This window comes from Kitasatospora sp. NPDC101108 (assembly GCF_055584725.1).
The window spans coordinates 272,745-298,582 of record NZ_JBVJLM010000004.1; the positions used below are offsets into that span (position 1 = coordinate 272,745).

22 protein-coding genes, 1 tRNA gene and 3 pseudogenes are annotated in these 25,838 nt (G+C 71.8%); 14 read left to right on the forward strand and 12 right to left on the reverse strand.

Annotation, left to right across the window (positions count from 1 at the left end):
• Positions 1–154: 154 nt before the first annotated feature.
• Entirely contained in the window at positions 155–1,348 is a 1,194-nt protein-coding gene (locus ACZ6Z8_RS12100; RefSeq protein WP_465608738.1) for a zinc-ribbon domain-containing protein, read from the forward strand.
• A gap of 162 nt (positions 1,349–1,510) precedes the next feature.
• Here ACZ6Z8_RS12100 and ACZ6Z8_RS12105 read toward each other — a convergent pair whose 3' ends face one another.
• Positions 1,511–2,443 carry an NAD(P)H-binding protein gene (locus tag ACZ6Z8_RS12105; RefSeq protein WP_465608740.1) on the reverse strand — a complete coding sequence of 311 codons (933 nt, stop codon included), beginning with the start codon at positions 2,441–2,443 and terminating at the stop codon, positions 1,511–1,513.
• Positions 2,444–2,809: 366 nt separating this feature from the next.
• Between ACZ6Z8_RS12105 and ACZ6Z8_RS12110 the strand changes: the two genes are divergently transcribed.
• Positions 2,810–3,721: a helix-turn-helix domain-containing protein gene (locus ACZ6Z8_RS12110; RefSeq protein ID WP_465608742.1), complete on the forward strand. Its 912-nt coding sequence runs from the start codon at positions 2,810–2,812 to the stop codon at positions 3,719–3,721.
• A 98-nt stretch (positions 3,722–3,819) separates the two neighbouring features.
• Here ACZ6Z8_RS12110 and ACZ6Z8_RS12115 read toward each other — a convergent pair whose 3' ends face one another.
• Positions 3,820–4,314: a hypothetical protein gene (locus ACZ6Z8_RS12115; protein WP_465608744.1), complete on the reverse strand. Its 495-nt coding sequence runs from the start codon at positions 4,312–4,314 to the stop codon at positions 3,820–3,822.
• Positions 4,315–4,776: 462 nt separating this feature from the next.
• Between ACZ6Z8_RS12115 and ACZ6Z8_RS12120 the strand changes: the two genes are divergently transcribed.
• Positions 4,777–4,895: transfer RNA gene (locus ACZ6Z8_RS12120), tRNA-Arg, on the forward strand.
• 175 nt (positions 4,896–5,070) lie between these two features.
• On the opposite strand, the gene ACZ6Z8_RS12125 is transcribed toward ACZ6Z8_RS12120, so the two are convergent.
• The gene (locus ACZ6Z8_RS12125) at positions 5,071–5,565 is read right to left on the reverse strand and encodes a hypothetical protein (protein ID WP_465608745.1); all 495 of its coding nucleotides are present in this window, start codon (positions 5,563–5,565) and stop codon (positions 5,071–5,073) included.
• A 276-nt stretch (positions 5,566–5,841) separates the two neighbouring features.
• Here ACZ6Z8_RS12125 and ACZ6Z8_RS12130 point away from each other — a divergent pair, with 276 nt between their 5' ends.
• Complete coding sequence (locus ACZ6Z8_RS12130; RefSeq protein ID WP_399867651.1) at positions 5,842–6,174, forward strand: metalloregulator ArsR/SmtB family transcription factor; 333 nt, start codon at positions 5,842–5,844, stop codon at positions 6,172–6,174.
• A complete protein-coding gene (locus tag ACZ6Z8_RS12135; RefSeq protein WP_465608747.1) occupies positions 6,171–6,917 on the forward strand; it encodes a DUF2071 domain-containing protein in 747 nt (248 codons plus the stop codon). The genes ACZ6Z8_RS12130 and ACZ6Z8_RS12135 overlap by 4 nt, the downstream gene beginning before the upstream one ends.
• Positions 6,918–6,945: 28 nt before the next feature.
• On the opposite strand, the gene ACZ6Z8_RS12140 is transcribed toward ACZ6Z8_RS12135, so the two are convergent.
• Together ACZ6Z8_RS12140 and ACZ6Z8_RS12145 are read right to left on the reverse strand one after the other, a co-directional pair.
• Entirely contained in the window at positions 6,946–8,109 is a 1,164-nt protein-coding gene (locus tag ACZ6Z8_RS12140; RefSeq protein ID WP_465608748.1) for an alpha/beta hydrolase family protein, read from the reverse strand.
• Positions 8,110–8,510: 401 nt separating this feature from the next.
• Positions 8,511–9,461 carry a GntR family transcriptional regulator gene (locus ACZ6Z8_RS12145; RefSeq protein ID WP_465608750.1) on the reverse strand — a complete coding sequence of 317 codons (951 nt, stop codon included), beginning with the start codon at positions 9,459–9,461 and terminating at the stop codon, positions 8,511–8,513.
• 172 nt (positions 9,462–9,633) lie between these two features.
• On the opposite strand from ACZ6Z8_RS12145, the gene ACZ6Z8_RS12150 reads away from it, so the two are divergent.
• From ACZ6Z8_RS12150 to ACZ6Z8_RS12165, 4 genes and pseudogenes are all read left to right on the forward strand, one after another.
• Positions 9,634–11,199 carry an MFS transporter gene (locus ACZ6Z8_RS12150; protein WP_465608752.1) on the forward strand — a complete coding sequence of 522 codons (1,566 nt, stop codon included), beginning with the start codon at positions 9,634–9,636 and terminating at the stop codon, positions 11,197–11,199.
• Between the two features lie 524 nt (positions 11,200–11,723).
• Complete coding sequence (gene tal, locus ACZ6Z8_RS12155; RefSeq protein ID WP_465608754.1) at positions 11,724–13,367, forward strand: transaldolase; 1,644 nt, start codon at positions 11,724–11,726, stop codon at positions 13,365–13,367.
• 193 nt (positions 13,368–13,560) lie between these two features.
• A complete protein-coding gene (tkt, locus tag ACZ6Z8_RS12160) occupies positions 13,561–15,789 on the forward strand; it encodes a transketolase (RefSeq protein ID WP_465608755.1) in 2,229 nt (742 codons plus the stop codon).
• Between the two features lie 251 nt (positions 15,790–16,040).
• A pseudogene (locus ACZ6Z8_RS12165) lies at positions 16,041–16,181 on the forward strand (undecaprenyl diphosphate synthase family protein); the annotation flags it as partial.
• A 299-nt stretch (positions 16,182–16,480) separates the two neighbouring features.
• On the opposite strand, the gene ACZ6Z8_RS12170 reads toward ACZ6Z8_RS12165, so the two are convergent.
• Complete coding sequence (locus ACZ6Z8_RS12170; protein WP_465608757.1) at positions 16,481–17,485, reverse strand: AI-2E family transporter; 1,005 nt, start codon at positions 17,483–17,485, stop codon at positions 16,481–16,483.
• A gap of 248 nt (positions 17,486–17,733) precedes the next feature.
• Entirely contained in the window at positions 17,734–17,904 is a 171-nt protein-coding gene (locus ACZ6Z8_RS12175; protein WP_465608759.1) for a hydrophobic protein, read from the reverse strand.
• Between the two features lie 136 nt (positions 17,905–18,040).
• On the opposite strand from ACZ6Z8_RS12175, the gene ACZ6Z8_RS12180 reads away from it, so the two are divergent.
• Positions 18,041–18,214, forward strand: coding sequence for a CsbD family protein (locus ACZ6Z8_RS12180; RefSeq protein WP_465608761.1), 174 nt, complete (start codon positions 18,041–18,043; stop codon positions 18,212–18,214).
• 322 nt (positions 18,215–18,536) lie between these two features.
• Here the strand turns inward: ACZ6Z8_RS12180 and ACZ6Z8_RS12185 are convergent.
• The 4 genes and pseudogenes from ACZ6Z8_RS12185 to ACZ6Z8_RS12200 all read right to left on the reverse strand — a co-directional run.
• A pseudogene (locus ACZ6Z8_RS12185) lies at positions 18,537–18,716 on the reverse strand (peptide ligase PGM1-related protein); the annotation flags it as partial.
• Between the two features lie 9 nt (positions 18,717–18,725).
• A pseudogene (locus tag ACZ6Z8_RS12190) lies at positions 18,726–18,992 on the reverse strand (epoxide hydrolase family protein); the annotation flags it as partial.
• Positions 18,993–19,023: 31 nt separating this feature from the next.
• The gene (locus ACZ6Z8_RS12195) at positions 19,024–19,233 is read right to left on the reverse strand and encodes a tautomerase family protein (protein WP_465608762.1); all 210 of its coding nucleotides are present in this window, start codon (positions 19,231–19,233) and stop codon (positions 19,024–19,026) included.
• Positions 19,234–19,319: 86 nt separating this feature from the next.
• Entirely contained in the window at positions 19,320–20,087 is a 768-nt protein-coding gene (locus ACZ6Z8_RS12200) for an SDR family oxidoreductase (RefSeq protein WP_465608764.1), read from the reverse strand.
• A gap of 86 nt (positions 20,088–20,173) precedes the next feature.
• Between ACZ6Z8_RS12200 and ACZ6Z8_RS12205 the strand changes: the two genes are divergently transcribed.
• The 3 genes from ACZ6Z8_RS12205 to ACZ6Z8_RS12215 all read left to right on the forward strand — a co-directional run bounded on the left by ACZ6Z8_RS12205 (position 20,174) and on the right by ACZ6Z8_RS12215 (position 23,973).
• Entirely contained in the window at positions 20,174–21,034 is an 861-nt protein-coding gene (locus ACZ6Z8_RS12205; protein ID WP_465608766.1) for a helix-turn-helix transcriptional regulator, read from the forward strand.
• A 281-nt stretch (positions 21,035–21,315) separates the two neighbouring features.
• The gene (lspA, locus tag ACZ6Z8_RS12210; RefSeq protein ID WP_465608768.1) at positions 21,316–21,903 is read left to right on the forward strand and encodes a signal peptidase II; all 588 of its coding nucleotides are present in this window, start codon (positions 21,316–21,318) and stop codon (positions 21,901–21,903) included.
• Positions 21,904–22,233: 330 nt separating this feature from the next.
• Positions 22,234–23,973 carry an LPXTG cell wall anchor domain-containing protein gene (locus tag ACZ6Z8_RS12215; RefSeq protein ID WP_465608770.1) on the forward strand — a complete coding sequence of 580 codons (1,740 nt, stop codon included), beginning with the start codon at positions 22,234–22,236 and terminating at the stop codon, positions 23,971–23,973.
• Between the two features lie 286 nt (positions 23,974–24,259).
• On the opposite strand, the gene ACZ6Z8_RS12220 is transcribed toward ACZ6Z8_RS12215, so the two are convergent.
• Positions 24,260–24,625 carry a hypothetical protein gene (locus tag ACZ6Z8_RS12220; RefSeq protein ID WP_465608772.1) on the reverse strand — a complete coding sequence of 122 codons (366 nt, stop codon included), beginning with the start codon at positions 24,623–24,625 and terminating at the stop codon, positions 24,260–24,262.
• A 332-nt stretch (positions 24,626–24,957) separates the two neighbouring features.
• On the opposite strand from ACZ6Z8_RS12220, the gene ACZ6Z8_RS12225 reads away from it, so the two are divergent.
• Positions 24,958–25,836, forward strand: coding sequence for a hypothetical protein (locus ACZ6Z8_RS12225; RefSeq protein WP_465608774.1), 879 nt, complete (start codon positions 24,958–24,960; stop codon positions 25,834–25,836).
• Positions 25,837–25,838 lie beyond the last annotated feature (2 nt).

The window sequence follows — 25,838 nt, forward strand, 5'->3', positions numbered from 1 at the left end:
CCGACACGGTCATGGAGGCCGGCGGCGGGGCGTCTGGTCTCACGGGCCGGTACGTCGGGAGAGCGCGGGGAGGGCGTGGGGACGCGGGAGTCGGCGTTCCTACGGAACCGGCCGGCAGCCCAAGAAGAATGGTCGCAATCAGGGAGGGACAGGTATGGCGCGTTCGTTGGGTGTGTCACTGGCTGAGGCGTATCCGCAGGTCGCCGCGATGTGGCTCCAGGAGCGCAACGGCGGGCTGACGCCGCAGAACGCGACTCCGAAGATGCAGGTCGCGGTGTGGTGGCGGTGCACGGCCGGGCACGAGTGGGAGGAGAACATCTCCAACCGCACCGCGCTGCCGAAGTGGAAGAACGGCGACGTCGCGGCCTGCCGGGAGTGTGTCGGCTACCGGGTCTCCTACGCGTACCCCGTGTGCGGGCACACCGCGATGGTCACCCCGGAGGCGGCGGCGAAGAAGCACGGCCGGTGCTGGAAGTGCCAGCAGGAATGGTGGCGGGAGAGCGAGCCGCGGATGAAGGCCGAGCTGTCGGCTGCGGCGAAGGCCGCCGCCGGCCGGGCGGCCGAGCTGCTGGACGCCGTTGCCCCGGCGCCGGATGTCCCGGCACCGCTGGCGACCGAGTGGCGATGGTGGGCGGCCAAGTACCTCCAGGGCGCCATCGCCGCCGAGGAGGTCATGGGCAAGGACGGCGAACGCGACCGGGTACTGGCGAAGGTGACGGCCGCCGCCGCGAACCTGCTGCCCTCCACGGCGGACGCCGGACGGGCCGCGGCCCAGGAGGGCGTGCTGCGGATTCTCGACCAGGCGCACTGGGCCCAGGGCTGGCTCCACCAGCTCACCGGACGCGGGCCCCGCCGCGCACCGCAGGACCACTTGGAGAACCTGGCCTGGCTGCTGGGCGAGGTCCTGGCCGACTGGTCACAGAGCGCCGCCGACGCGGTCGCCGCGAACCGGGCGGACGGCCACGCCCCGCCCACCACCGCCGAACTCACCCGGAGCCTGACCCGGGCGGTACTGTCCCTGAAGGACGAGTTCGTCCGCGACAGCCCGCTGGAGCATCTCGCGCGCGCCTACAAGGAACTGCGGGTGCCCGTGGTCCCGGACGGCAAGGGCCGGTACGGCCGCCTGGACGTGACGATCTGGACGCCGGGCGGCACGGACATCGTGGTGGAGATCGACTCCGCGCCGAACGCGGCCTCCGCGCAGAAGCTCGCCTTCGCCCGCGATGCCGGAGCCTTCCCGCTGTGGGTCCGCTTCGGCTCCGGCGGCATCGAGAAGATCGACGGTGTGATGGTCCTGGACATCCGCGACGCCGTACGCGGCGTGTGCGCGGCAGGAAGCGGCGGCTGAACACGCGGGCCGGGCGCGCGGCGGGGCTGCCTCCCGGCGCCCGGCCCGCGGCCTGACGGCGTGATGATCAAGGCGGACCGTGCGATCCTCGGCGCCACCGGCTACTGACCGGGATCTCACACCAGCACCTGGCCGAGCTCATCACCGAGCTCATCACCGAGCTCATCGCCGAGCTCGCGTCCGGCTGGCCGGCAGGCCGGGGGCCGGCGGCATGCCGCCCGTGGACGAGCGCGTCAACGGGCTTCCGGTGAATTCGCCTGCGTGTTCCTCGCACCACTGGCGGAAGGTGCGGGGTGCGATGCCGGTGAGGTTGGTGATGTCGTCGGTGATGACTCCGGCGCGTCCGGCGCGGAAGAGCTCGTTGAGGTCCTGCACGGCTGCGGCCATCTCGGGCGGGGTGCCCTGCTCGATGCTGTGCTGGGCGAACTGTTCGGGGGTGAGCGGCACGAACTCGATGGTCCGTCCCAGGACGTCGGCGAGGATCTCGACCTGCTCGCGGGCGGTGAGCGCCTGCGGGCCGTTCAGGATGTAGGCGCGGCCGGCGTGGCCGTCCCGGGTGAGGGCAGCGGCGGCGACGCGGGCGATGTCGTAGGTGTCGACGGGCACGGTCCTGCCGGGATCGCTGGCGTCGTAGACACGGCCCTCGTCGCGGATCGTGGGCAGCCACCACGTCGCGTTCGACATCAGGGCGTTGGCGCGCAGGTAGGTGACGTCGAGCCCGGAGGCGCGGAAGACCTGGTCGCGGCCGGCGATCCTGGCTCCGATCACGGGCAGCGGTTCCAGGACGGTACCGATGGAGGACAGCACCACGATCCTGCGCACTCCGGCGGTGCGGGCGGCCTTGATCATGTTCTCGGCCTGTGCGGGCAGCGGGGCGAGCTGCATGAAGAAGACGCCGTCGACGCCGCGGGCGGCCGCGGTCAGGCTCTCGGCGTCGTCCAGGTCGCCGACGGCGATGTCGATGCCTGCCGGGATCAGTTCGGCGCGAGAGGCACTGCGGACCAGGGCCCGCACGTGATGGCCCTGCTCGTGGAGCTGGGTGATCAGGGAGCCGCCGACGTTTCCGGTGGCTCCGATGACGAGGAAGGAGGACATGACGGATCCTTTCGGGATCGATGTGTCTGCTTGACGGTCTCGGCGGCGCGGTCGACGGACTCCTGTGAGGTCACGTCCACCGCCGGGAAGTGTGCGCCGATGCGCTCGGCGGCGGGCTTGCCCAGGTCGGGCTTGCGGGCGGCCGAGGTGGACGCGGTACCCCGCCTCCACCGGACGGCGTGCCGTCTCCAGGCCGACGCCCTTGTTGCCGCCTGTGACCAGGGCGACCGGCGCGTCCGTGGCCGAAGTGTTCATCTCCGGCTTCCCTTTCGCTCGGCCCGGATCGAGTCTGGCCTGCGGGAGCCGGGGCAGGGTGGCCCAGATTGGGCCACCCAAGGAACCGGGCAGCGCGTCGACAATCAGACCATGAGCACCGAGAATGCAGCTGTGAGCGAGGGACCGGATCTGGCAACGATGTTGCGCTCCTGGCGCGCCCGGGTCCGCCCGGAAGACGTCGGCTCCCCCTTCGCCCGAGGCACCCGCCGCACCCCGGGGCTGCGCCGCGAGGAGGTCGGCTGGCTGGCCGGTGTCTCACCCGACTACGTCAAACGCCTCGAACAGGGCCGCGCGCACCCCAGCGCCGACGTCCTGCGGGCTCTCTCCCGCGCACTGCGACTCACCGACGCCGAGTTCAAAATGGCCTGCCGACTCGCCGGCCACGCCGCTGAGCTCGACGGGACCGTCCCCCAACTGATCGGCCCCAGCGTGCAAAGGCTGCTCAGTCGGCTCTCCGACGTGCCGATAGCGGTCTTCGACGCGGCCTGGACCCTGCTGGAGCACAACGACCTGTGGGCGGCCCTGCACGGCGAGACGCGACGCCGCGCCGGCCGCGAGACCAACCTGGTCTGGCGCACCTTCCACAACGACCCCGGCAGGATCCGGCACCCCTCCCCGGAGGACCACCGGGCCTCCCTGGTCGCCGACCTGCGCGACGTCGCCTCCCGCTACCCGGCCGACCGCCAGCTGGCCGCCATGATCAGCGACCTGCGCCGGTCGAACACCGACTTCGCCCGACTGTGGGACGGCTCCGCCGTCGCGCACCACGTCAGCCAACGCAAGACCGTCGACCACCCCCAGGTCGGCGCGATCGAACTCGACTGCGACGTGCTCTCCCTCCACGGCGCGGACCTGCGCATCATCGTCTTCACCGCCGCCCCCGACAGCGAAGCCGCCGAAAGACTCCGGCTCCTGACCGTCATCGGCCTCCAGGACATGACCTCGCCAACCCCCAGCTCACCCGCCCACGCGAAGGACCGCGGCGGCCTGGGAACCGCCTGAGCCCTGGACACCGCCTCACCAGCGAGGGGTGGGGAGCCAAGCCCGGCAGATCGACGAACTGCGCACCTTCTACGAGGACATCGCCAACGAACTGCGCCTCACACGCGCCCCCCGTCCAGGACTCGCAACGCGGTTCGTGCCGCCTGTCCGTCGTCGGTTCGTGCCAGTTCCTCCAACGCCCGACGATCGGCCCACCCGAACACCTCCCGCAGTTCGGGAGTGAGATCGAATCCGATCTCTTGAGCAACCCAGTCCGCGATCACCGGGGCGTCCGCGACGACCGCCGGATCAGTGGCGATCTCCGGCCCGAGGAGTGAGAGACCTCCGTCGTTGGCTCCGTAAGCGAGCGCCAGCGCCACCAGGGCCCAGCGGGCCGTCCGGTCAGCGGGATCACGGGCCAACCGTGCGCCGGCGTAGTCGTGCAGCTTGTGGATCGTCACGTGATCGTTCGCCCAGCCACGCCAGAACCCATCGTCGCGTGGCAGTGCTTCCAGAGCCGATAGGCCGTCACGCAGAGCCCACACCATGCGCTCAGCGAACTCGGCATGGCCAGTGTCGAATCCGGACTGTCGTAGCTGCTCGTCGATGTCCACTTGGTCCCGGTCTTGCTCGGTGCTGTCCTGCTCGCCGCTGTCCGGGCCGCGCGTCGGTGTCCGCCTGGCCCTGGTCCTCCTCGGTGCTGTCCTCGCTGCCTCGCCCCTGCTGCATTCTGCCTCTGTCGGCCCGCTCCGGGGCCGCCGCGCCCGCCGGACCGGGGCGCCGCCGTGCGGCGCTGCGCATCGGCCTCGCTTCCGCCCGCCGTCCGGTGCGGCGCCGGGGGCCGGGTCTGGGTCGGGCTGTGGGGCGATCCTTCTGCGGTCTCGGAGGCCGATCGGCCCGGGAAGCCCGAACTCGCGGACAAATGCTGCCCCTGGAAAGGCTGCCCCTGGAAGGGCTCTGGCACAACTTCTGTGGACCTACTGCAACGGTTGCCGACACTGGATAAGGGCTCGCTGCGCAGAGGGCGGTCCTCTATCGTGAGCCGGAGCGGGATGGCGCGCAATCTCGCGGGCTGCGGTGCCGTGGCAGAGCGGCCCATTGCGATCGACGTGGGCGAGGTCCCGCTCACGGCGACTGACGGGGACGGGGCGGGCCTGCCCCTATCTGTCCGCGGGTTCGAATCCCGTCGGTACCGCAGCCGACCTGCGAGCTTGTCCAGCACACGCCCTGCGGCGCCGCTCCAGGTCCCTGCACACGCCACTGGGGATCCGGTGGAGGAGCCACGCTGAGGCCGCGTTCGGGATCTGACTTTGTGGCCTCTGCCGGGCCGGTGCTACCGGCTCCCGGTCGAGGACGGGGTATCGGCCCGCTCAGCCGAAGCCGACCTCGGTGAAGCAGCAACCTCCGCGCTCGGCGGCGGAGAGGACCTGGACGGGCGTGAGCTGCGGGGCACGGCGGAAGTACTGGCGGAAGCCCGATGCGCGGAACTCCAGGTCGAATGCGTGGCCTTGGATGTGCCATTGCGGCCAGTCCTGCTTGCCGTCGTCCGGAGCCAGCTGGTGCACCTCGTCGATCTCCAGCTCCGGGTGCATGCCTTTGAAACCGAGGTCGCCCTCAAGGTCCCAGACCTCCTCGAAGACGAGCGTCGCAGGGGCGATCCAGAAGGAGAAGTTCCCGGCCGGCTTGACCGGGTGGACCCAGCGGACGATGTAGTCGAGATCGAGCAGAAGCCGCGGCAGGATGTCATCCGTCTGCTGCACGTACAGGCCGTGGATGGTGGCGTCGTGCCAGCCCATCTCCTTGAAGTCGGCATCGCTCCAGACGCTCTTCGCGAGACCTGATTCCTGGTGGCTGCCGCTGTTCATGCCGGCATCCAACCAGACCGTGCATCTCCAGCTCCCACCGGGTGACGGTGTGTGTCGTCGTCAAGCGCGGACCAGGCCGTGAGGCCGGTCGGCCCCGGGTGAGTCGACGGACCATGATGCCGATCACCTCCCGGCGGATCATGGTCTCGGAGCGGGCCGGGCTGGTCTCGTAGGCCCGGGCGAGGTGGCGGTGGGCGGCGAGCGGTGAGCCCGGCCGAGGGCGAAGGGCTGCGGGAACCCTTGTTAGATACTTAGCCAAGATGCTAAATATGAGGTATGACAGAAGCTCAGGATGAAGCGGGAGCCTTCCGTGCTCTCGCCGATCCGACGAGGCGCCAGATCCTTGAGGACCTCAGGGGCGGTGAGCTCGCGGCCGGCGAGATCGCCGCCAGGTTCGCGATCAGCGCGCCCTCCATCTCACGACATCTCGGCGTGCTCAAGGGAGCCGGACTGGTCACCGAGCGTCGGGAAGGCAACCGGATCTTCTACGCGCTGGCCGAGGATCGCCTGGCCACGTGCATCGGTCGGTTCCTCAGCGCCGTCTGCCCCGAGCAGATCGTGCTTCGCCACACCAAATGGCGCCCCGGGGCGCAGAGCGAGGGGTCATGAGGCAGCCGAGAGTGGCCAGCGTCGTCGAACGACGGCTACTGGTGAACTACCGAGTCGCCCCGGATGTCGCGGCACGCCTGCTCCCCGGGCCACTGCGCCCGCAACTGGTGCACGGCCACGCGGTCGCCGGCATCTGCCTGCTGCGCCTGGGGGGTGTCCGGCCCACCTGGGCGCCCAAGGCGTTCGGACTGCGGAGCGAGAACGCGGCACATCGGATCGCCGTCGAATGGGACGGACCGGACGGCGTCGAGACCGGCGTCTACATCCCACGGCGCGACACCGCCTCGCGGCTCAACGCCTGGGCCGGAGGCCGCATCTTCCCCGGTGAACACGGCCGCGCCGACTTCGAGGTGCACGAGACGCCTGGTCAGATGCGCGTCGCACTGGCGACACGGGACGGCGACACCCGGGTGGATGTCACCGTCGAGCTGTCCGACGAACTGCGAGGCAGCGAGCTCTTCGCCGATCTCGCCGAGGCTTCCCGTTTCTTCCGGGCCGGGACGAAGGGCTTCTCGGCCACCAGCTCCGGCCGTCACCTGGACGGTATGGAACTGCGGACCGACGTCTGGCACGTGGAAGCCGGCCGGGTGCGCTCCGCCGCGTCGTCCTTCTTCGACGACCCGGACCGCTTCCCCTCGGGGAGTGCGACCCTGGACTGCGCTCTGGTCATGCGCGACATCCCCGCCCAGTGGCGGCCACTCCCGGCCATGGCTTCCGGGCGAGATGCCCAACTCGCCGACTGAGGTGGTCAATCACCCTGAAGCGTGTCTGCTAAGGGAGTTGGACGGTGACCTCCGGCTCTTCCGGCGACGGTCCGTCGAACAGCGGCTCACACATCCCCTTCAACTGCTCGTCGAAGAAGGCACCGAGGTAGGTGCGGGTGATCGCCAGGCCGCGTGTCGGGTCGATCGCTCCGGGGGCGCTCGGCATGCCCACGGCCCGGGCAAGCAGCGGGAGGTCGCTGAAGGTGCCGTGGTCGGCTCCGGCGACGGTGAGGCGGCGCTTCCAGCCGTTCAGGTTGGTCCAGGCGTCGTCCCAGGTGGTGTCCGTCTCGTCGTGCTGGGCGCCGAACAGCAGGAAGGGGCGCCCGCCGAGCCCGGTGGTCGGGACCGGCGCGAAGAAGGTGCCGTCCATGTTCACGCCCGCCCGGACCCGGGTGTCGGCGGCCATGGTGGTGGCGGCGGCGTCACCGCCGATGGAGTGGCCGGCCATGCCGATCCGGTGGCGGTCGATCAGGCGGGCACGCTGCCACGGCGAGCGTTCGGACGTCAGCTGGTCGATGACGAACGAGGCGTCCTTGGCGCGGCTCTCGGCGATGGCCGGCAGCCCGCCCGCCGGCGGCTGGCGGCAGATGGCGCAGGCGAGCGTGTGGCCGTCCGGGAAGGTGACGCCCGCGGACTCGTAGGTGTGGTCGATCAGCGCGACCACGTAGCCCTGGCTGCTCAGGTCTTCGGCGATGCTGGTGAACAGGGCGCGCGGGAAACCGAGTCCGGGCGAGAGCAGCACCAGCGGGAACCGGCCGCCCGCCGGGCGGGCGTCCGCCCGGGCCCAGGTGCCGACGGCAGCCAGTGCCTCGGGCGGCACCACGCGGTTGGGGGTCTTCCACGCCAGCAGCAGGCGGGCCTCCTCGGTGGTCATGTAGGGCACGGGTGTCCCGCTGCCGGGCCGCGCCGGGTAGTACATCGACACCATCAACTGCCGTGCGCCGGCGGACGGAACCCACGGGTCCTGCCGGTGCTGGTCGACGAGGTGCAGCAGGTCGCGCCCGACGGCGTACGGTCCGGTGGGGTGGGGCAGGGTGGCCATCGGCGCGGCCGAGACGGCCGCGGCGGGTGGTGCGGCGGGTGCGGCGAAGGCGGGGGCCGCGGCGACGATCGGCAGCGGCAGGACGAAGGCGAGTGCGGCGGTCACGGCCGCGCGGCGGAAGCTGTACATGACTCGAACCTAGGCTTCGGGCAAGGTAATTGACGTCAGCTCGGGGAATGACCGCAGCATCCGCTTCCGGGTGGACCGGGCTCCTCCCACGGGCGGACGGCGCCTCTGCTCCACCCAGCCACAGCCCGGCCGCCACCGCGCACTTCCGCACCTGCGGCGCAGGGGAGCTCGCTTGGTGATCTGCTCCACCAGCGCGGCCCATTGCGAGCCGGCCTCGCGGATCCCGCAGCCACCGTTGCTCGCGCCGCGCCCGGAGGGCGAGGAGGCCCCCGCAGCGGAAGGCCCGCTGCGGGGTCTGTGGGGACGCCTCACGGGAAAGGGCCGTTGAGGCTTCAGAAGCGCTCGCTTCGGCGCCCGGCCCTGGTCCTGTGCCCGGCCGTTTGCGCTGGTCGGGCGCGTGCTCAGGCCCGGCCCTCGATGAAGACGCCGAGCCCGTCCAGGGTCCGGGCCAGCGAGAAGGTGAAGAGCTGGTCGAGGTCGTAGTCGAAGCCCTCGCCGTCCAGCTCGCCGAGCACCTTGGCGAAGGACGGGAACTCGCCGCCGGCGAAGACTGCGGCCAGCCGGCCCTCCTGGGTGGCCATCCACTCCTCGTCGGTGAGCTGGTCGCCGCGCCGGTCGGCGGCCTGGAGGTCCAGGTTGACGGCCATGCCGCGGACGAAGGCGAACATCAGGATGTGGATGTAGAGCTTGGCGGCGGCGTCCAGCCGGCAGCCGTCGAGCGAGGCGACCACCCACTCGCCGTGCCTCAGCGCGTTGGGCAGCGGCGTCGGGCGGGTCAGCGAGATGGTGCCGCTGAGCCAGGGGTGCCGGCGGAAGATCTCCCACTGGCGCATCGCCAGTGCCTCCAGCCGCGGCCGCCAGCCGGTCAGCGAGTCGGGCGGCATCGGGTATTCGCCGAGCACCTGGTCCGCCATCAGGTCACCCAGCTCCTCCTTGCCGGCCACGTGCCGGTAGAGCGCCATCGGGGCCGCGCCCAGCTCGGTGGCGAGCCGGCGCATGGTGACGGCGGCCAGGCCCTCGGCGTCGGCGACGGTGATCGCGGCCCGGACGATCCGCTGCCGGGAGAGCGCGGCGGAGGAGGGGGGAGCGGGTGCGGGCGGGGTGCGGTCCGCCTGCGCGGGCGCCGGATCCCCCGCCACCACCGTGCCCGAGCCGGGCCGGGGCCGAACCAGCCCCTCCTGGCGCAGCGCCGCCAGTGCCTTGGTGGCGGTGGCCATCGCCACGCCGTACTCCTTGGTCAGCTGCCGGGTGGAGGGCACCCGGTCGCCCGGGCGCAGCGCGCCCGTGGTGATCCGCCGCCGCAGCTCGGCGGCGATGGTGAGGTAGGGCGGCAGCTCCGGCTGGATCGTCATGCCGACGAGTGTACTAGTGCATCGCAGACGGGATATCTCGAACTTCCGGTTGCTGCGCCTAGTGCGCCGCGCGTACTCTGTACGCATCGCCAAGCGTACTAAGTACGCGGGCCAAGCGGACCGCACGCCCTGCGGTGCCCGCCCGTATCCGGCGTCCTCTGGGGGGACCGTAATGACCGCTCGACACACCACCGCCCGCCGGCCCTGGCTGGCGCTGACGGTGCTGATGCTTCCGCTGCTGCTGGTCTCGATGGACGTGTCGGTGCTCTACTTCGCCGTCCCGTTCATCAGCCAGGACCTGCACCCGAGCAGCACCCAGCAGCTCTGGATCTTCGACATGTACGGCTTCGTGCTGGCCGGCCTGCTGCTCACCATGGGGGCGCTGGGAGACCGGATCGGCCGCCGTCGGCTGCTGCTGGTCGGCGCGCTCGGCTTCGGCGCCGCCTCCACCCTGGCCGCCTACTCGACCAGCGCGGCCACCCTGATCGCGGCCCGCGCCGTACTCGGCGTGGCCGGGGCCACCCTGATGCCGAGCACCCTGGGCATGATCCGCAACCTGTTCGCCGACGAGCGCGAGCGCGGCAAGGCGATCGCCGTCTGGACGGCGGTGACCAGCGGCGGCATCGCGGTCGGACCGGTGCTCAGCGGCGTGCTGCTGGAGCACTTCTGGTGGGGCTCGGTCTTCCTGATCAACCTGCCCGCGATGGTGCTGCTGCTGGTGCTCGGCCCGGTGCTGCTGCCGGAGACCCCGCAGCTGCGCGGCGGCCGGTTCGACCTGCCCGGCGCGCTGCTCTCGCTGGCCACCGTGCTGCCGCTGATCTACGGCATCAAGGAGCTGGCCCGCAACGGCTTCGCCGCGCTGCCCGCCGCCGCGATCGGCGTCGGCCTGCTGGTCGGCCTGGTCTTCGTCCGCCGCCAACTGACCCACCCGCACGCGCTGATCGACCTCGCCCTGGTGCGCAGCCGCGGGTTCTCCGCCTCGATCGCGATGAACGTGCTGGGCATGTTCGGGATCGTCGGGATGGCCATCTTCGTCACCCAGTACCTGCAGCTGGTGCGCGGCATGAGCCCGTTGACCGCCGCGCTGTGGAGCGTGCTGCCGAGCGTGGCGGTCGGCGGGGTGGCGCCGCTGGCAGCGGTGCTGGGCCGCAGGTTCGGCAAGGCCGTGGTGATCGCCGGCGGGTTCCTGCTGATGGCCGCCGGCTTCGCTCTGCTGGCCACGGCCGGCGCGCACTCGCCGCTCTGGCTGGTGCTGGTCGCGGCGAGCGTCTACGCCAGCGGCGGGGTCGGGCTGATGTCGCAGGTCAGCGAGGTGGTGATGGCCGCCGCGCCGACCGAGCGGGCCGGCACCGCCTCGGCCCTCCTGGAGTCCGGCACCGAGCTGGGCGGGGCGCTCGGGATGGCGGTGCTGGGCAGCGTGGGAACCGCGCTCTACCGCTCGCGGATCGACGGGCAGCTGCCCGCCGACCTGCCCGCCACGGCCCGCGGCGCGGTACGCGACTCGCTCGGCGGCACCGAGGGCGTGCTCGCCCAGCTGCCGGAGGCCGTGCGCGGTCCGGTGCTGGCGGCGGCCCGGAACGCCTTCTGCGGCGGGATGCAGGGCGCGTCCATCGCGACGGCGGTGCTGATGGTGCTCGGTGCGGTGGCGGCACTGGGGCTGCGCCGGGCGCTGGCGGTCGGCGCGGCGGGCGGCGGTGGCCCGAAGGAGCAGGAGCCGCAGGACCACGTGCTGGTCTGAGCGGGAGCGGGGCCGTCCGGTGGACGGCCCCGCTGCCCGAGCCGGGGAGGAAAGAACAGCTGGCAGCGACACCCAGATGGTGCCGGCCGGCCGTGTCCTCATCAGGACTTATCGGCGCGTCGGGCTGGGAGGGACCGAGGGGGCCGAGCGGTGCATGAGGTGGGTTGGCGGGGGTAGCCGGAGGTCGCGGGCGGAACGAGGCGCGCGGGTCACCCCCGGACTTCCGCGCGCCGCCTCTCCCGCGTCCGTGACCACGGACCTGCGGTGGCTGCTCGCCGGTGGCTGCGTCGGTGCGTCGGTGCGGCCCTCTTCACCGCAGCCGGGGCCCTGGGCGGCGTACGCCAGCGGTGTACGCCAACCTCTGGGGTCGGTGCGGCCGGGCCGAGCAGTGAGTGAGGAGAGCGAATGGGGAGACACGCGAGATAGCGGGTGCCATTGCCATGAGTCCGTTCACCGGGCGGGGAGCATCTGCAAGACGTACGGCTTTCCGACCTGGCAGCACCGCTCCACCTGGAGGTTCTCGCATGTCTGTTTCCGCTTCGTCCGATCCTCTCGCCGAACTGTACGCCGCAGGCGTGTCGGTGTGGCTGGACGACCTGTCCCGCGAGCTGCTGGCCGGCGGGGAACTGAAGAAGCTGATCGCCGGCAAGCACGTGGTCGGGGTCACCACGAATCCCACGATCTTCGCCTCGGCGCTGTCGAAGGGCGACCGGTACGACGACCAGCTGGCGCGCCTCGGCGCGCAAGGAGCGGAGGTCGATGACGCCGTCTTCGCGCTGACCACCGACGACGTGCGCGAGGGCTGCCGGGCGTTCCGGGAGGTCTACCGGAGCAGCGGCGGGGTGGACGGGCGGGTCTCGATCGAGGTCGATCCGCGGCTGGCCCGCGACGCCGATGCCACGGTCGCGCAGGCGGTCAAGCTGTGGGAGACGGTAGCCGAACCGAACCTGTTCGTGAAGATCCCGGCGACGAGCGAGGGACTGGACGCGATCACCGCTGCCATCGCCCGGGGGATCAGCGTCAACGTCACGCTGATCTTCTCCCTGGACCGGTACCGGAAGGTGATGGACGCCTACCAGACCGGTCTGGAGCAGGCGCTGGCGGCGGGGCTCGACCTGTCGGGCATCCACTCGGTCGCCTCCTTCTTCGTCTCGCGCGTCGACACCGAGGTCGACCGCCGCCTCGACGCCCTGGACAGCCCGCAGGCCCGGGCGCTCAAGGGCAAGGCCGCGGTCGCCAACGCACGGCTGGCGTACCGGGCGTACGAGCAGGTGGTGGCCGAGGCGCGCTGGCAGCGCCTGGCCGCGGCCGGGGCGAACGTCCAGCGCCCGTTGTGGGCGTCCACCGGAGTCAAGAATCCGGACTACCCGGACACCATGTACGTCCAGGAGCTGGTCATCGCCGGTACGGTCAACACCATGCCCGGCGCCACGCTGGCCGCGTTCGCCGACCACGGCACCGTGCCGGCCCACGCACTGACCGCCGAGGACTACGCCGCCGCCGAGGCCCACCTGGCGTCGCTGGCGGACGCCGGTGTCGACTTCGCGGACGTGACCGACGCCCTTGAGCGTGAGGGGCTGGAGAAGTTCCAGGTCAGCTGGGCGGAACTCGGGGCCTCAGTGGGCCAGGGGATGCGCTCCGCCACCGCGTCCACGGACAGTGGTCCGAACGGTGCCGGCCTGCTGGCGATCTACCTCAACGACCACTACGCCGGTGCGACCGGTGGCCTGGAGCTCTTCCAGCGCGCCGCCGGGGCCAGGAAGGACAAGGAGGAGAAAGCGGTCCTGACGGAGCTGGCACGCCAGGTGGAGGAGGACCGGGCCGCGCTGGCGCGGATCATGGCCGACCTCGACGTGTCCGTCGACCGAACCAGGGTCGCCCTGGGCTGGATCGCGGAGAAGGCCGGGCGCCTGAAGACCAACGGTCACCTCTTCTCCCGCTCCCCGCTCAGCGACGTCCTGGAAGCGGAGGCCATGCTCCTGGGCGTCCTGGGCAAGGCATCCGGCTGGCGCACCCTGCGCGTCCTGGCCGACACCGACCGGCGCCTGGACGCCTCCCAGCTGGACACCCTGCTGGAACGCGCCGAGCACCAGAGCACGGCCCTGGAAGAGCTGCGGGTCGCGGCAGCCAACCGCGCGCTCACCCCCCGCACCGCGCCCAGCAGCTGATCGCCCCCGCGACGGTCCCGCACCTGCGCCATGGCGGGGGGCCGTCACGCCACACCCGCAGGTCGACGCACCACACGCGGACGGCAGCGGACACGAAGCCCCTGAGCGGACACGAAGTCCCTGAGCGGACACGAAATCCCTGATACGGGCGCCGCTGCTCGGCGCCCACCGGCTTGACGAAGGAGCAACGGCAATGGCGAACGAACAGACCGGCGGCACAGCACGACGCGACGGGTCCCTGGCGCTCCCGGTAGCGGAACGGGCCGGCTGGGACGAGGTGGACGTGCGGGCGGTGGACACCGTGCGGCTGCTGGCGGCGGACGCGGTGCAGAAGGTCGGCAACGGCCACCCGGGCACCGCGATGAGCCTGGCCCCGCTGGCCCACCTGTTGTTCCAGAACGTCATGCGGCACGACCCGGCCGATGACCAGTGGCTGGGGCGGGACCGGTTCGTGCTGTCCTGCGGTCACTCCAGCCTCACCCTGTACATCCAGCTCTACCTGGCCGGCTACGGCCTGGAGCTGTCCGACCTGAAGGCGTACCGGACCTGGGGTTCGGCCACCCCCGGCCACCCCGAGCACCGGCACACCCCCGGTGTGGAGATCACCACCGGGCCGCTCGGCCAGGGCCTGGCCGGCGCCGTCGGCATGGCGCTGGCCGCCCGCCGCGAACGCGGCCTGCTGGACCCGGACGCGGAGCCGGGCACCAGCCCCTTCGACCACCACGTGTACGTCATCGCCTCCGACGGCGACCTGATGGAGGGCGTCACCGCCGAGGCCGCCTCGCTGGCCGGGCACCAGGAACTCGGCGACCTCATCGTCTTCTACGACTCCAACCACATCTCGATCGAGGACGACACCGATGTCGCCTTCAGCGAGGACGTGGCCGCCCGCTTCGCCGCCTACGGCTGGCACGTCCAGACCGTCGACTGGACGGCGACCGGCAGCTACGTCGAGGACGTCGACGCCCTGCTCGCCGCGACCGAGGCGGCCCGGAAGGAGACCGGCCGCCCCTCGCTGATCGTGCTGCGCACCCTGATCGGCTGGCCGGCCCCGACCAAGCAGAACACCGGTAAGGCCCACGGCTCCGCGCTGGGCGAGGACGAGGTCGCCGCCACGAAGAATCTGCTGGGCTTCGACCCGGAGGCGCACTTCACCGTCGAGGACGAGGTGCTGGCCCGCACCCGGCGGGCGGTTGAGCGCGGCCGGCGGGCGCACGCCGCCTGGGACGAGACGTTCGCGGCCTGGCAGAAGGCCAACCCCGAGCGCGCCGAACTGCTGGACCGGCTGCAAAAGCAGCAACTGCCCGACGGCTGGACCGACGCCCTCCCGGTCTTCCCCGCCGACGCCAAGGGCATGGCCACCCGCGCCGCGTCCGGCAAGGTCCTCACCGCGCTCGCGCCGGTGCTGCCGGAGCTGTGGGGCGGCTCGGCCGACCTCGCCTCCAGCAACAACACCACCATGGACGGCGAGCCGTCCTTCATCCCCGCCGACCGCCAGACCAAGGAATGGAAGGGCGGCCCCTACGGGCGGACCCTGCACTTCGGCATCCGCGAGCACGCCATGGGCGCCATCCTCAACGGCATCGCCCTGCAGAGCCTGACCCGCCCCTACGGCGGCACCTTCCTCACCTTCTCCGACTACATGCGCCCCGCCGTCCGCCTGGCCGCCCTGATGCAGCTGCCCGCCATCTACGTCTGGACCCACGACTCCATCGGCCTCGGCGAGGACGGACCCACCCACCAGCCGGTCGAACACCTGGCGGCGCTGCGCGCCATCCCCGGCCTCGACGTCGTCCGGCCCGCTGACGCCAACGAGACCACCGTCTGCTGGCGCACCATCCTGGAGCACGGCGACCGCCCCGCCGGGCTGATCCTGTCCCGGCAGAACCTGCCGGTCCTGGACCGCGACAGCGGCCGGTACGCCCCCGCCGGCGGAGCGGCCCGCGGCGGATACGTCCTGGCCGACGCAGCGGATGACGCGACACCGGACGTCATCCTGATCGCGACCGGCTCCGAGGTCCAGATCGCCCTGGACGCCCGCGACCTGCTGACCGCGGACGGCCTCGCGGTGCGGGTGGTGTCGATGCCGTGCCGGGAGTGGTTCGCCGCCCAGCCGACGACGTACCAGGACGAGGTCCTGCCGCCGGCCGTGCGCGCCCGGGTCAGCGTCGAGGCCGCCGTCGGGCAGGGCTGGCGCGAAGTCGTCGGCGACGCCGGGCGCGTCGTCAGCCTGGAACACTACGGCGCCTCCGCCGCCTACCAGCGCCTCTACACCGAGTTCGGCATCACCCCGCAGGCGGTCGCCGCGGCCGCCCGCGACAGCATCCATGACACCCGGCAGGCGCCCCGCCCCGGCGGCCACCAGCAAAGCGCCGCACCCACCAGCGGCGGCACCGGCGACCGCCTCCAGCCCTCCCACTGACCCCCCAGCCGGTCAGGTGCGGGGCGGCGGCATCCCGGCAGACGCCCGCAGGGGAGTCGATACGGGGCCTCGCCGACTCCCAAGCCCGCTCCTACGAGCGCCGCCCCGGAATCGGCGGAGAACGTGACCGCGGTCCGCACCGCGCTGGAGCGCCTGACCAAGGCCGACCGGGCGCAGCGCCCGGGCCGGCCTGTACGCGAGACCGGACGGCTGACCCGCGGGGCCAGCCTGCCGGCGGCTGGTTCCGGTAGCTGCCTCGGCGCCTCTCCCGTGCCAAGGCCAACCCGAGCCTCGGCCACAAGGTGGGTGCCGAGCACGTCGAGGAGGTGCTCTCCTGGTGCGAGGCCCTGGGGATCAAGCACCTCACCGTCTTCGTTTGCTCGACCGAGAACCTCCAGCGCCGCGGCGACACTCGTGTGGTGCCTTCCGGTGCCACAGCCCACGGGGTCGCCGGGATGCAGGCCGAGGAGACCGGGAGCGCGGGCGGCCGCGAAGCCCTGGCCGCGGAACGTGACCTTCCTTCACCGCACCGCCGGACACCTGTCGGAGACCGGTACCGAAACCGCCGCCGCCCCCGGCGGCGGGCAGTGTTGGATCCGCCGCCGACCAGGCCGCCGGTCCGGGGACGAGCGTCCGGCCGTGCGCCGTTGTCGTTCGTGCCCGGCTCTCAGGCGCCGTCCGTGCGGAACCCTCAGGCGCCGTCCATGCGGGGAAAGACGTACTCGTCCAGGACCAGGCCCAGCGCGACTGCCGCCGGGACCGCGACCAGGGCCCCGACGAGGCCCAGGAGGGCGCCGCCCAGCAGGACCGCGACCACCGTCACGATCGGGTGCACGTCGACCACGAACTTCATCGCCCGAGGCATGATCAGGTAGTCCTCCAGGAGCCGGAAGGCGATGTAGAAGCCGGCGGTGGCCAGGGCGATCGGCAGGGACACCGACAGGGCGACCAGGCTGACGACGACGCCTCCGATCGTCGAACCGACCATGGGGACCAAGTCCATGAGGGCGACGAAGACTCCGAGCGCCCCCGAGTAGGGAACGCCGGTGGCCGCGCACCAGGCGAAGGTCGCCAGGCCCGCGACGGCGGAGGTCAGCACGTTGCCCAGCATGTAGCGGCCGGTCCGGCTGAGGATCTCCTCGGTGATCTCCTCGACCCCCGGGCGACGGCTGCGCGGGACGAACCGGTAGCAGAACGCCTTGATGTCGGGCAGCGCCGCCATGACGTAGAGGGTGACGCTGATGACGATCACCGCGCCGGTCACGGTACTCAGCAGGAGTCGGCCCGCGCCGAGCACGCCACCGAAGAGGCCGGAGGCCGAACCGCCGGACCCCAGCTGCGCCTTGGCCCGCTCGATCAGGTGGTAGTGGTCCTCGATCCGGCCGAGCGTCGACTGATGGTCGTGCAGTTGCTGGAGCCAGCCGGGGACGGCGTCGACCAGCGCGCTCACCTCCTCGCTGACCGGCGGGATGACCACCGCGAGCAGGGCCGCCAGCACCGCCGCCAGCCCGAGGACCACGACCGCCACCGACCGGCCCCGGCGCAGGCCGCGGTGCTGCAGCCACGCAACCACGGGTTCCAGGCTGACCGCGATGAACACGGCGAGGAGCAGCAGCGTGAGCAGGGAGGTGAGCTGGACGACGGCGTCCACCGCGTGCCACGCCAGCAGCGCCCCCGTGCTGAGCGCGAAACCCACCCGGAACCACGACCTCACCCGCGGTGGTCTGCGCCCGGTGGTCCGGATCCGGGCCCGTGGTCCGCCCGCGCGCCTGGCCGGCGGCAGATCCCGGGGGTTGACGCCTGCGGGCGCCTCGTCCACGGCTGCTCCTCGGTCGCTGGTTCGGTCAGCCGTCGGGCTGACCACTGGTCGTCGTGTGCGCGTGGCGACGTGGCATGCACGCCGGTGCGCATGCCACGTCGTCCTCCCCGGGGTTCGTCCGGGACCTACCAGCGGTACCAGCGGCTGCGGTTGCCCGATGCGCCGGTGCCACGGGCCACGAAGCCCAGCAGCCAGACCACCAGAACCAGGACCGCCACCCACCAGAGGGCCTTCAGCGCGAAGCCCGCACCGAACAGGAGCAGAGCCAGCAGCAGTACCAGCAGAAGGGGAACCATGTCGACCTCCGTAGTCAGCGTCAGCGAACCGCTTGCCCCGCGCCACGGAACACATTCGCAGGAATATTCCCACCGGACGGGGGCAGTCGGCTGACCGACGAAGTTCCGACGAAGTTCCGACGAAGCGGAGGCCGGGATGAGTGCCAGCGACAAGGTCGAGAACGCCGCCGAGAAGGCCAAGGGTGCGGTCAAGGAAGGCGTCGGCAAGGTGACCGGTAACGAGCGCCTGCAGGCCGAGGGCAAGGCGGACAAGGCCAAGGGCGACATCAAGCAGGCGGGCGAACACGTCAAGGACGCCATCAAGGAGTGACCCTCCACGGTCTGCGGCGGTGGTCCACCCGGAAGACGGGTGGACCACCGCCGCAGCCGTACCGGCCCCGCCGTCCGGACAGGTCACGGGATGCCGGCCGGGGTTTCAGTCCCAGCGGACGGGCAGCGCGCTGACGCCGTAGGCCTGGGCGTCGTAGCAGAACGGGACGTCGGAGGCGGGGATCGCGAGTCCGAGGCCACCGGGGGCTGAAGGGGTAGCTGCGTTCGACGGCGGGAAGGTGATCGTGGCGGTGGTCTTTCGAGGCGGTCATCGTCGGACTCCTACGGGAGCGGGTCGCGGCACCGGCGGTACGGGCTGAGGGTCACGGGCCCGGGAGCGCCCGGTCGGTGGCGCGCCTCGCCACCAGCTCCCGCACCCGCGCGAGGAGGGACCGGCACTGGGTCAGGTCACGGCCCACCGCTACGGCGCCGAACTTCCCGTAGCGGGTCAGGGCACTGAGGAGGTGAACGACGACTCCGCTGCGGTCGGCGTGGGAGTAGTGGAGGTCCGCGGTCGTCGATGGCTTGTCACTCCAGCCGTACCCGGGCAAGGACGGCGCGACCACGCGGAACGCGTCCGCCGGGTCACCGCCGTGCGCACGCGGGTCGGTCAGCGGGCCGATGACGTCCAGGAACTCGAGCACCGGACCCGGCCACCCGTGCGTGAGCACGAGCGGGAACGCGTCCGGTTCCGGCGAGCGGACGTGCAGGAAGTGGATTCCCGGCCCGTCGATCGTGTCGCGGTAGTGCGGGAAGACGTTCAGCCGCTCGGCGAACCCGACGGTGCGGGCCGGCCCCGCATGGTCGCCGTCAGGCGTCGCCGTTGAGCACGGCGGCGGTCAGGACGTGGCCGGCGACGCCCCAGCCGCCGTCGACGACCTCGTCGACGAGGACGACCGTGGTGGCACGGGCCCGCTCCCCGTAGATCTCCGCGTACAGCTCGGTGGTGCGCTCGACGATCTTCTTCTTGTCCTCGGCGGTGACGGTGCCGGCGGGAACCCTGAAGTTGGCGAAAGGCATGGGGTCGTACTCCTTCGAGTGGGTTTCTTCGACGGGATCGGAAGTCCGGGTGTGCGGGCCGACGGGCTCGGCCGCGGGCCGGGTGGTCAGACCATGCCGCCGTTGGCCCGCAGGATCTGGCCGTTGAGCCAGTGCCCTTCCGGGCTGGTGAGGAACGCGACCACCTCGGCGATGTCCTCGGGGGTGCCGAGGCGCTCCAGCGGGGAGCTCCCGGCGAGTCGGTCGATCTGCTCGGGGGTCTTGCCGTCGAGGAACAGGTCCGTCGCGGTGGGCCCGGGGGCGACGGTGTTCACAGTGACGTCCCGTCCGCGCAGTTCGCGGGCGAGAATCAGCGTGATCGCCTCGACGGCTCCCTTGCTCGCCGCGTACGCGCCGTAGGTGGGGAACTGCGTCCCGACCACGGAGGTCGAGAACCCCACGAAGGAACCGCCCGGCCGCAGCCGCCGGGCCGCCTGCTGGGCGACGACGAAGGTGCCGCGGATGTTGGTGCGGTGCACGGCGTCGAGCACGGCGAGGTCGAGGTCGGCGATCGGCGACAGGGCGAGCCGGCCGGCGGCGTTCACCACGACGTCCACGCCGCCGAACTCCCGCTCCGCGCGGTCGAACAGGGCCGCCACGGCGGTCTCGTCCGCCACGTCCGCCCGCACTGCGACCGCGCGCCCGCCGTCCGCGACGATCGCCGCCACCGTCTGCTGGGCGGCGCCCTCGTCGGCGGCGTAGTTCACCACGACGTCCAGGCCGTTCCGGGCGAGCCTGCGGGCGACCGAGCGGCCGATGCCGCGCGATCCCCCGGTGACGACGGCGACCCGGGCGGCCGCCGGTGGAGGGGTTCGAGTGCTGTGGTTCGTGGTCATGGCGTCCACGATGCGCGGCTCCGACCGGCGGAACCAGGGGACGTCATCCCCTGGGTCGGCGGCCCGGCCGAGCCCAGAATGGGGGCATGACTGCTGCGAGACACCGCGAGTTGGGAGCCTTCCTGCGTTCACGGCGCGAGCGCATCCGCCCGGCCGACGTGGGTCTCCCGGCCGGGCCCCGGCGCCGGGTACCCGGGCTGCGCCGCGAGGAGGTCGCCCAGCTGGCCGGCGCGTCCGTGGACTACTACAACGAGCTCGAACGGGGAGCCGGGTCCCAGCCGTCCGAGCAGATGATCGCCTCGCTGGCCCGGGCCCTGCGCCTGAGCGCCGACGAACGCGACTACCTGTTCCGCCTGGCGGACCGCCCGGTGCCCGTCCAGGGCGGTCCGGCCTCGCACGTGCACCCCGGCATGCTCGACCTCCTCGACCGGCTGGCCTCGACACCGGCGCAGGTCATCACCGACCTGCACGTCACGCTCGTGCAGAACCCGCTCGCGGTGGCCCTGCTCGGCGACCATTCCGGCTTCCGAGGACCTCGGGCCAGCTTCGTCCACCGGTGGTTCACCGAACCCGACGCCCGGCGGCTCTACCCCGAATCCGATCACGAGGCCCAGTCCCGGGCCTTCGTCGCGGACCTGCGGGCCGCTTCCGCCCGCCGGAACGCGAAGGACACCGAGGCAGCCTCGATGATCCGCTCACTGCTCGGCACCTCCCCCGAGTTCGCCGCGCTCTGGGTCGACCACGACGTCGCATTCCGGCGGGACGACCGCAAGCGCCTGATCCACCCCACGCTCGGCCTGATCGAGGTCAACTGCCTCAACCTCTTCAGCGAGGACGGCCGGCAGCGCCTGCTGTGGTTCACCCCCGTGGCCGGGACCGACAGCTCCGGCCTGCTCGACCTGCTCGCGGTCGTCGGCACGCAGAACGTCGTCGAGCCGACACCCTGACGGGGCGTCGACCCGGACAGGCGACCTGGAAGGTCGGCTCCTGATCCCCAACGGCCGCCGCAGTGAGGTCAGTTGCCGGTCACCTGTCCGTACGGCAGGGACGGGTCGCCGGCCGAGAGCGGCCCGCGGCCGCCGCACACCGCCGCTGACGCCATGTTGCGTCGACCCGCGCCGCGTTGACGCGGATCGCGTCGGCCCGCAGTCCCCGTATACAGAACAGTTGGCCGCCAACCACCCGGCCCGGGTTGTAACGTGGCCTCGTCCCGGGCGGCTCGGCATCCATGGAGCGGATCATCACTACCCACAATGCCTCGCAATCCCAGCCCGAGACCGCGACGCGGGCGGTTGGCAAGCGCACACTGGCTCTGGCCGTTCTGATGACGGCGGCCGTTCTCACCTATGCCGTCGATCTCGGCAGCAAGCTGGTGGCCGTCTCGCGGTTGGAAGGCCAAGAGCCCATTGCCATAGCGGGCCACGTGCTCACGCTGCAGGTGTTCCGTAACTCGGGTGCGGCTTTCAGCAGCGGTCAGGCCTTCACCGTTGTGTTCACGGCGATCGCGGTCGCGGTTGTCGTGATCATCACGCGTGCCGCGCGTAGGCTTCAGAGCCTTCCCTGGGCTGTCGCCCTGGGCCTGCTGCTCGGGGGCGCGCTCGGCAACCTCACTGACCGGACCTTCCGAGCGCCCGCGGCCTTTCGCGGGCACGTCGTCGACTTCATCTCCGTCGAGCACTTCGCGGTGTTCAACCTCGCGGATTCGGGCATTGTCTGCGGCGGTGCCCTGATGGTCCTCATGACGATCCGGGGCACTTCTCTGGACGGCTCAACTCCCCAGGATCGGCAGGGCCCGAGCGTTCTCTCCCCGCGGTGAGATCCTCGAACGGTCCGCCTCGGCCTGCACCGTACGGTCACCCCGGCTCGCTCCGGACGACGGTGGGCGAGAGCCGGCCCGAGCAACGGGGACGGGGCTCAGCGACCGGGTAACGGCTGGATGACGGAATGTCCAAGGGCGGCAAAAATCTTCACGGGGAATGAGTGTGCTTTTCGGACATTCCTTGCCCGATCCACCACATCTGAGAAGGCGTCACGCCGACTGGAATTGCGGACCCCACCACCGGTCGAGTAGATGTTCCCGTCGGCATGCCCCGTCCTGGCAGATCCGCCCCGGCATGCCCGTCACGACTCCAGGGGGACCTTCCACATGCGCAACTCGCGCAGACGCGCGCTCTACGCGCCCTTCACCATCGCCGCCGTCGTCCTCGGGGCGACTGCCGTCCCGGCGCACGCGGACGATCTGAAGCTCACCTTCACCGGAGTCTCGAACTCCACCGTCCAGATCCCGACCAAGCCTGCGCAGCCGGCTCGGGGCAGCCAGAACCTGAACATCGAGATCGGCCGGATCGGCTCGGGCACCGCGCACGACACGAAGGTCGTGTTCGACACCACCGACCTGGCCGGCGTTGCGGACCTGACCGTTCCCGGTTGCGCGACCGCGGGCAAAACCATCACGTGCGACGAGCACGAGCTGAACTTCGACCGGATCAACCTCCTGTACAACCCCTGGCTCAGTGCTGTGCCGGGGGCGACCCCGGGCAGCCACGGAGTGCTGCACCTGAAGCTGACGGCGTCCAACGCGCAGAGCGCGAGCCGGGACATCCGGGTCGACGTCGGCGGGCCCGACTTCAAGGCCAAGCAGCTCGCCGACCGGAACAACGTCAAGCCCGGCACCGTGCTGACGCCGTCGGTGGAGTTCGCCAACGTCGGTGACCTGCCGGCCGGCAAGGTCGTGGTGGCCCTCGACGCCATCTCCGGCATCGACTTCAAGCAGCGCCCGTCGAACTGCGAGTTCGCCTCCGAGCCGGACGGCAGCTGGGGCGACAAGACCTGGCCCGGTGACTCCGTCGCGATCTGCACCGTGGACACCACGGTCGCGCCCGGTCAGGTGGTCGCCCTGGACCCCCTGCAGCTCGGCGTCACCGACAGCGCCTGGTACACCTTCGCGGACATCACCGTGTACCCGGCCGAGGACGCCCAGTTCTCCGAGATCCCGGACTGGCGCAAGCGGCTGACCTTCCAGCGCGGCACCGGCCCGGCCCTGACCGTGAAGCCGGCCAACGACCCCGGCCTGCTCAGCGCCCCCCGCACGAGCTACGACAACCACGTCGAGCAGAACGTGCTGGCCACGAACACCGCCGATTTCTCTGCGCTGGGCTCCTGGAAGCCCAACGGCGACAAGCAGGGCACGCTGTCGGTCGGCTTCCGCAACAGCGGCCCGGCCTCGATCTTCTACCGCAGCGGCGACGCGGTCGTGACCGTCCAGGCCGCGATCCCCGCCGGCGTCACCGTGACCAAGGTCCCGAACGGCTGCCGACCCAAGACCTCGGAGAACGGCAAGCAGGTCGCCCACCCGGACAAGTACCTGTGCGAGTCCCCGATCTGGGTGGCGAGCGGGCTGGAGAAGGTGTTCCCGTTCGGGCTGTCGGTCGATGCCGGCACCACGGCGCCGACCGTCCAGGTGACGCTCCAGGACCAGGAGAGCCTGTACGGCACCGGTGCCACGGTCGCCAAGCTGTCGTTCGAACCGGACCCGTCGCACGAGTCGGTCTCGGTCCAGCTGGGCGCCCAGGCGAGCGGCTCGATCCCCGGCCCCGTCCCGACCTCGGAGCCCTCGCAGGGCCCGACGCCGAGTAGCCGCCCGACCTCCGCCCCGCCGATCGCGCGGCCGACCGCCACGCCCTCGACGCCGGGCCAGGCCCCGAGCACGACCGCCCCGGCCGCGAGCACCGCCGCCTCCCCCAGCGCCGGCGCGCTGAGCGGCGACCTCGCCCACACCGGTAGCGACGGCACGCTCCTGATCGCGGGCACCGGCGCGGCGGCCATCGCCGTCGGCGGCGCGCTGTTCGTGGTCGCACGCCGCCGCAAGGCCGCGACCCACCGCTGAGGCCCGACGAGGGCGGGGACCGAGTACGGGTCCCCGCCCTCGTGCGCGTTCGGCGCCGCCCTGTGCAGCTTCACCGGGACCCAGCCCCACCGGCTCCTCGGTGGCCCGACCGTTCCCTACCCCGAACAGGCCGCCCTTCGGATCTGGGCAGGCCGCGCCCCAGCCCCGTTCGAACTCAGGTAGACCGGTCCTTTCGAGCCACCCCGCACCCCTGAGAACGGCAGCGGCGGATGAGCCCTTGCCCACGGGCCACCCTGGCGGGCATGTCCGGTCAACTGCCGGTTCCCTACTGGTCGGGCTCCTGCGGGTCGACGCCCGTGCGGGCCTTCTGGGAGTAGCTGCCGGCCGGACGGCCGGACGGGCCCTTGGTCCCGTGGTCCCGCCGGTGTTCCGAGGGGCCCTGCTCCTCGCCACGCGGGCCTTCGCTCTCCACGGTCTGCCCGGGCACCCCCTGCTCCTCCTCCTTCGAGTGCTCGCGCCCCGGGCCGGGGCCCGGCGCGTACTTCTCGGGACGGAACGAACGATGCGCACTGTCGTTGGGCCGCTGTTCCTCCGCGTCGATGTCGCCGGACCAGCCGTGCTGCTCACCGCTGAAACGGCTGGCCTGACCCTCGTCCATGGACTTGTGCCCAGCAGTCTCCCTGGAAGTCATCACCGTCCTCCTTCACGTGCGGGTACCTCTGCTGGGAGCCTGTCCAGCTTTCGGCACACGACACATCGGTCCGGGCGGCGTGCGCGAACGCCGCTGCCCGTCGCCGCGAACGTGCTCGGCCACGGGCTCCTCGATGCGTCCCGAAGACCGGGAAGCCGATGCCGGAGCTGTACTGCACCGCCGCCGCCCGCGCCGTGGGCCGCGTGGAGAAGAGTCGCCGCGCCTGGTAGGTACGCCGACGGAAAGCCCGGAAGTGGATGCGCCGCGGCCTCGGGGCGGGTAGAGGTGGGGCAGGGGCCGGGAGAGCCGGTCGGGGCAGGTGGGGGTGGGCAGTGGAGCCGGTCGTGCTGGTGCACGGGATCTGGAACCTGCAGAGCGGGTTGACGCCGGAGGAAGCCGCGGCAGGGTTGGCCGAGCGTGCGCGCCCGCACCTCGGGCTGGGGTTGGTGGCCGCAGGGCTGGGGCACATGCCGGTGCCGGAAGTGGTCATGGCCTACTACGCGCATGTGCTCCTGTCCGGTCCGGCGGAGTCGCAGGCCGACGGTGCGCCGATGGACAGGCTGTCGGAGGCGGAGCTGGCAGAGGCGTGGGAGTGGTTGGTGGTGGCCGGGGTTCCGCAACCTGCAGAGTCGCAGGCCGTACTGCTGGCGCCGCTGCGACAGGCGGTGGGGCGTCTGGTGCACCACCGTACGGGTGCCGGTCCGGTCTCGCGGCTCCGTGAGGCGGCGGTGGACCGGGTGTCCCGTCTCGTGGTCGGGGTGCTGAGGGAGGTGAACGCCTACCTGACCCGCCCGGAGGCCCGGCAGGCGGCCCGGGACGTGGTCGCGGACGCGATCCGGCTTCACCGGCCGAGGGTGGTGGTCGCGCATTCGCTGGGCTCGGTGGTGACCTACGAGGCATTGCACGCCTTCCCGGAGCTGGAGGTGGAGCTCCTGGTGACGCTCGGCTCGCCGCTGGGGCTGCCGTTCGTCACGCGGAAGCTGGAGCCCGGGCCGCGAGCCGGGCGCGCCCCCAGGCCGTCCGGTGTCGGGCGGTGGGTCAACATCGCCGACGTCGGCGATCTGGTCGCTCTGCCCCCGGAACTCGGGGGAGTCTTTCCCGTCGACCAGCACGGGACGACGAACATCGGAGCGGTGAACTTCCACACCCTGGGCGGCTATCTGGCGAACGGCCTGCCGGCTGCGGCCCTCGCGCCCTATCTTCTGTCCTGACG

Bases quoted from the DNA above. Each gene is read 5' to 3' on its own strand.
- tal (WP_465608754.1), top strand. From the start codon at position 11,724: ATGTCTGTTTCCGCTTCGTCCGATCCTCTCGCCGAACTGTACGCCGCA.
- ACZ6Z8_RS12125 (WP_465608745.1), bottom strand. From the start codon at position 5,565: ATGAACAGCGGCAGCCACCAGGAATCAGGTCTCGCGAAGAGCGTCTGG.
- ACZ6Z8_RS12100 (WP_465608738.1), top strand. From the start codon at position 155: ATGGCGCGTTCGTTGGGTGTGTCACTGGCTGAGGCGTATCCGCAGGTC.
- ACZ6Z8_RS12140 (WP_465608748.1), bottom strand. From the start codon at position 8,109: ATGTACAGCTTCCGCCGCGCGGCCGTGACCGCCGCACTCGCCTTCGTC.
- ACZ6Z8_RS12110 (WP_465608742.1), top strand. From the start codon at position 2,810: ATGAGCACCGAGAATGCAGCTGTGAGCGAGGGACCGGATCTGGCAACG.
- ACZ6Z8_RS12205 (WP_465608766.1), top strand. From the start codon at position 20,174: ATGACTGCTGCGAGACACCGCGAGTTGGGAGCCTTCCTGCGTTCACGG.
- lspA (WP_465608768.1), top strand. From the start codon at position 21,316: ATGGAGCGGATCATCACTACCCACAATGCCTCGCAATCCCAGCCCGAG.
- ACZ6Z8_RS12135 (WP_465608747.1), top strand. From the start codon at position 6,171: ATGAGGCAGCCGAGAGTGGCCAGCGTCGTCGAACGACGGCTACTGGTG.
- ACZ6Z8_RS12220 (WP_465608772.1), bottom strand. From the start codon at position 24,625: ATGACTTCCAGGGAGACTGCTGGGCACAAGTCCATGGACGAGGGTCAG.
- tkt (WP_465608755.1), top strand. From the start codon at position 13,561: ATGGCGAACGAACAGACCGGCGGCACAGCACGACGCGACGGGTCCCTG.
- ACZ6Z8_RS12105 (WP_465608740.1), bottom strand. From the start codon at position 2,443: ATGTCCTCCTTCCTCGTCATCGGAGCCACCGGAAACGTCGGCGGCTCC.
- ACZ6Z8_RS12130 (WP_399867651.1), top strand. From the start codon at position 5,842: ATGACAGAAGCTCAGGATGAAGCGGGAGCCTTCCGTGCTCTCGCCGAT.
- ACZ6Z8_RS12180 (WP_465608761.1), top strand. From the start codon at position 18,041: ATGAGTGCCAGCGACAAGGTCGAGAACGCCGCCGAGAAGGCCAAGGGT.
- ACZ6Z8_RS12200 (WP_465608764.1), bottom strand. From the start codon at position 20,087: ATGACCACGAACCACAGCACTCGAACCCCTCCACCGGCGGCCGCCCGG.
- ACZ6Z8_RS12145 (WP_465608750.1), bottom strand. From the start codon at position 9,461: ATGACGATCCAGCCGGAGCTGCCGCCCTACCTCACCATCGCCGCCGAG.
- ACZ6Z8_RS12215 (WP_465608770.1), top strand. From the start codon at position 22,234: ATGCGCAACTCGCGCAGACGCGCGCTCTACGCGCCCTTCACCATCGCC.
- ACZ6Z8_RS12195 (WP_465608762.1), bottom strand. From the start codon at position 19,233: ATGCCTTTCGCCAACTTCAGGGTTCCCGCCGGCACCGTCACCGCCGAG.
- ACZ6Z8_RS12150 (WP_465608752.1), top strand. From the start codon at position 9,634: ATGACCGCTCGACACACCACCGCCCGCCGGCCCTGGCTGGCGCTGACG.
- ACZ6Z8_RS12175 (WP_465608759.1), bottom strand. From the start codon at position 17,904: ATGGTTCCCCTTCTGCTGGTACTGCTGCTGGCTCTGCTCCTGTTCGGT.